A 3,500-nucleotide genomic window follows, 5' to 3' on the forward strand; every position below is an offset into this window, starting at 1 on the left:
CGGCCGGGGACGCGCAGGGGTCGTGTCCGGGACGTAAGGCGTCGTAAGTGTTGAGCGGGGCAAGTCCCGGGAAAGCAGTCCCGGACACGAGCCCCCGAGCGGCCCAACGCCATGCGCACGGACCGGGTGCAGCCCGGGAGCCACGTGCTCGTCCGACAGGGTCCGCACGCAGGGCCGGGCCACCCCGGGAGCGCCCCCCGGTGTCGGCGCCCGCCCAGGGGCCAGGCCAGGCCCGGGAGCCACGTGCACGCCCGACAGGGTCCGCACGCAGGACCGGGCCACCCCCGGGAGCCCCCGGTGTCGCCGCCCGCCCAAGGGCACCGCTCCGGAGGCGCTGCGTGCACCGGACCGGGGCGGCCCCGGGAGTCTGCGCAGCGCACCGGTAGCCTTGCCGCCCGTGAGCACCGTGATCTGGATCATCGTCGGCCTCGTGGCCATCGGCATGTACCTCAGCTGGACCGCCGGCCGCCTGGACCGGCTCCATACGCGGATCGACGCCGCCCGCGCCGCCCTCGACGCCCAACTGCTGCGCCGCGCCTCGGTGGCCCAGGAGCTCGCCACCTCCGGCGTGCTCGATCCGGCCGCGTCCATCGTGCTCTATGAGGCCGCGCACGCAGCCCGCCAGGCGGAGGAGGACCATCGCGAGGTGGCCGAGAGCGAGCTGAGTGCCGCGCTGCGGGCCGTGTTCGGGGAGACGGCCCAGGTCGAGGCGGTCCGTGAGGTGCCGGGTGGCGAGGAGGCGGCCGAGGAACTGGCGCAGGCGGTGCGCCGGGTGCCCATGGCGCGCCGGTTCCACAACGACGCCGTGCGCGCGGCGCGTGCGCTGCGCCGGCACCGCAAGGTCCGCTGGTTCCGGCTGGCCGGCCACGCCCCGTTCCCGCTGGCGTTCGAGATGGACGACGAGCCGCCGACCGCCCTGGCGGACCGGCCGCAGTAGGTCGGGGTGGGTGAACACCGGCAAAACGATCCACCGGCTGTTCATTGGCCCTTGATGTGGACTGGTTGCGGAGTGTTCCATCGGTCACGCATTACAACGTCTTGTCCGACGCATCACAACGTCGTCCTGAGTGAGGTCTCTGTGTCCACCACGCCCCCCGTCACCCCCCAGTCGCCCGAGACCGGCACCGCGCGCGTCAAGCGCGGCATGGCCGAGCAGCTCAAGGGCGGCGTGATCATGGACGTGGTCAACGCCGAGCAGGCGAAGATCGCCGAAGACGCCGGCGCCGTGGCCGTCATGGCCCTGGAGCGCGTGCCTGCCGACATCCGCAAGGACGGCGGCGTGGCCCGGATGTCCGACCCGAACATGATCGAGGAGATCATCGACGCGGTCTCCATCCCGGTGATGGCCAAGTCCCGTATCGGCCACTTCGTCGAGGCCCAGGTCCTGCAGTCGCTCGGTGTCGACTACATCGACGAGTCCGAGGTGCTGACCCCGGCCGACGAGGTCAACCACTCCGACAAGTGGGCCTTCACCACGCCGTTCGTCTGCGGTGCCACCAACCTCGGTGAGGCCCTGCGCCGTATCGCCGAGGGCGCGGCCATGATCCGCTCGAAGGGCGAGGCCGGCACGGGCAACGTCGTCGAGGCCGTCCGCCACCTGCGCCAGATCAAGAACGAGATCGCCAGGCTGCGTGGCTTCGACAACAACGAGCTCTACGCCGCCGCCAAGGAGCTGCGCGCCCCGTACGAGCTCGTCAAGGAGGTCTCCGAGCTGGGCAAGCTGCCGGTCGTGCTGTTCTCCGCCGGCGGTGTGGCCACCCCGGCCGACGCCGCGCTGATGCGTCAGCTCGGTGCCGAGGGCGTCTTCGTCGGCTCCGGCATCTTCAAGTCCGGCGACCCGGCCAAGCGCGCCGCCGCCATCGTGAAGGCCACCACCTTCTACGACGACCCGAAGATCATCGCGGACGCCTCGCGCAACCTCGGTGAGGCCATGGTCGGCATCAACTGCGACACCCTGCCCGAGACCGAGCGCTACGCCAACCGAGGCTGGTAATGACCACTCCCGTCATTGGTGTCCTGGCTCTCCAGGGCGACGTACGGGAGCACCTGATCGCCCTGGCCGCGGCTGACGCCGTGGCCAGGCCGGTTCGGCGCCCCGAGGAGCTCGCAGAGGTCGACGGCCTGGTGATACCGGGTGGTGAGTCCACCACGATCTCCAAGCTGGCGGTGCTGTTCGGTGTGATGGAGCCGCTGCGTGAGCGACTGCGTGCGGGGCTGCCGGTCTACGGCACCTGCGCCGGGCTGATCATGCTGGCGGACAAGATCATCGATCCGCGTTCGGGGCAGGAGACGCTCGGCGGGATCGACATGATCGTCCGCCGTAACGCCTTCGGACGGCAGAACGAGTCCTTCGAGGCGGCCGTCGACGTCAAGGGCATCGACGGTGGCCCGGTCGAGGGCGTCTTCATCCGCGCGCCGTGGGTGGAGTCGGTCGGCGCCCAGGTCGAGGTGCTCGCCGAGTACGACGGTCATATCGTCGCCGTCCGTCAGGGCAATGCCGTGGCCACATCCTTCCACCCCGAACTCACGGGTGATCACCGGATGCATGCGCTGTTCGTGGACATGGTGCGCAAAGGCCTGTGACCTGATCCCGGTAGGATCTCTGCCGAACACCGCAGAATTGGTTACGCGAAGGAGACAGGCAGATGTCCGGCCACTCTAAATGGGCTACGACGAAGCACAAGAAGGCCGTGATCGATGCCAAGCGCGGCAAGCTCTTCGCGAAGCTGATCAAGAACATCGAGGTCGCCGCCCGCACCGGCGGAGCCGATCTGGACGGTAACCCGACCCTCTTCGACGCCGTGCAGAAGGCCAAGAAGAGCTCGGTCCCGAACAAGAACATCGACTCCGCGGTCAAGCGCGGCGCCGGCCTCGAGGCCGGTGGCGCCGACTACGAGACGATCATGTACGAAGGCTACGGCCCGAACGGTGTCGCGGTGCTCATCGAGTGCCTCACCGACAACCGCAACCGTGCAGCCTCGGACGTGCGCGTGGCGATGACCCGCAACGGCGGCTCCATGGCCGACCCGGGTTCCGTGTCGTACCTGTTCAACCGCAAGGGTGTCATCGTCCTGGCCAAGGGTGAACTGAGCGAGGACGACGTGCTCGGCGCGGTGCTGGACGCCGGTGCCGAGGAGGTCAACGACCTCGGTGAGGCCTTCGAGGTCATCAGCGAGGCCACCGACCTGGTCGCGGTGCGTACCGCGCTCCAGGACTCCGGCATCGACTACGACTCGGCCGAGGCCAACTTCGTCCCGACCATGCAGGTGGAGCTGGACGAGGAGGGCGCGCGCAAGATCTTCAAGCTGATCGACGCGCTGGAGGACAGCGACGACGTGCAGAACGTCTTCGCCAACTTCGACGTCTCGGACGATGTCATGGCGAAGGTCGACGCCTGATCCAGCTTCGACGCGGCGGGCCGACGGGGCGGCGGGTGAGACCGGCGGGGCGGCGTGGGAATCGGCGCGGGAATGGGGCTCTTCGATCACATCCGGGAGTCT

The 3,500-nt window shown here is 69.3% G+C and carries 4 protein-coding genes; all 4 read left to right on the forward strand.

Annotation, left to right across the window (positions count from 1 at the left end; translation table 11 throughout):
- Positions 1-442 precede the first annotated feature (442 nt).
- The 4 genes from ABZ208_RS38830 (at position 443) to ABZ208_RS38845 (ending at position 3,398) form a co-directional block, all read left to right on the forward strand.
- The gene (locus tag ABZ208_RS38830; RefSeq protein ID WP_356914160.1) at positions 443-937 is read left to right on the forward strand and encodes a hypothetical protein; all 495 of its coding nucleotides are present in this window, start codon (positions 443-445) and stop codon (positions 935-937) included.
- 141 nt (positions 938-1,078) lie between these two features.
- On the forward strand, positions 1,079-1,993 hold the full coding sequence (gene pdxS / locus ABZ208_RS38835) for a pyridoxal 5'-phosphate synthase lyase subunit PdxS (RefSeq protein WP_328406038.1): 915 nt from the start codon (positions 1,079-1,081) through the stop codon (positions 1,991-1,993).
- Positions 1,993-2,583, forward strand: a complete 591-nt coding sequence (gene pdxT, locus ABZ208_RS38840; protein WP_328402793.1) for a pyridoxal 5'-phosphate synthase glutaminase subunit PdxT — start codon at positions 1,993-1,995, stop codon at positions 2,581-2,583. Before pdxS ends, pdxT begins: the two co-directional genes overlap by 1 nt.
- A 62-nt stretch (positions 2,584-2,645) precedes the next feature.
- Positions 2,646-3,398 carry a YebC/PmpR family DNA-binding transcriptional regulator gene (locus ABZ208_RS38845; RefSeq protein ID WP_356914159.1) on the forward strand — a complete coding sequence of 251 codons (753 nt, stop codon included), beginning with the start codon at positions 2,646-2,648 and terminating at the stop codon, positions 3,396-3,398.
- Positions 3,399-3,500: the final 102 nt, after the last annotated feature.

The organism is Streptomyces sp. NPDC006208 (genome assembly GCF_040613775.1).
Lineage (GTDB): Bacteria > Actinomycetota > Actinomycetes > Streptomycetales > Streptomycetaceae > Streptomyces.

Coding starts and splice junctions, on each gene's coding strand:
- ABZ208_RS38830 (WP_356914160.1), top strand. CDS start 443: ATGTACCTCAGCTGGACCGCCGGCCGCCTGGACCGGCTCCATACGCGG.
- pdxT (WP_328402793.1), top strand. CDS start 1,993: ATGACCACTCCCGTCATTGGTGTCCTGGCTCTCCAGGGCGACGTACGG.
- ABZ208_RS38845 (WP_356914159.1), top strand. CDS start 2,646: ATGTCCGGCCACTCTAAATGGGCTACGACGAAGCACAAGAAGGCCGTG.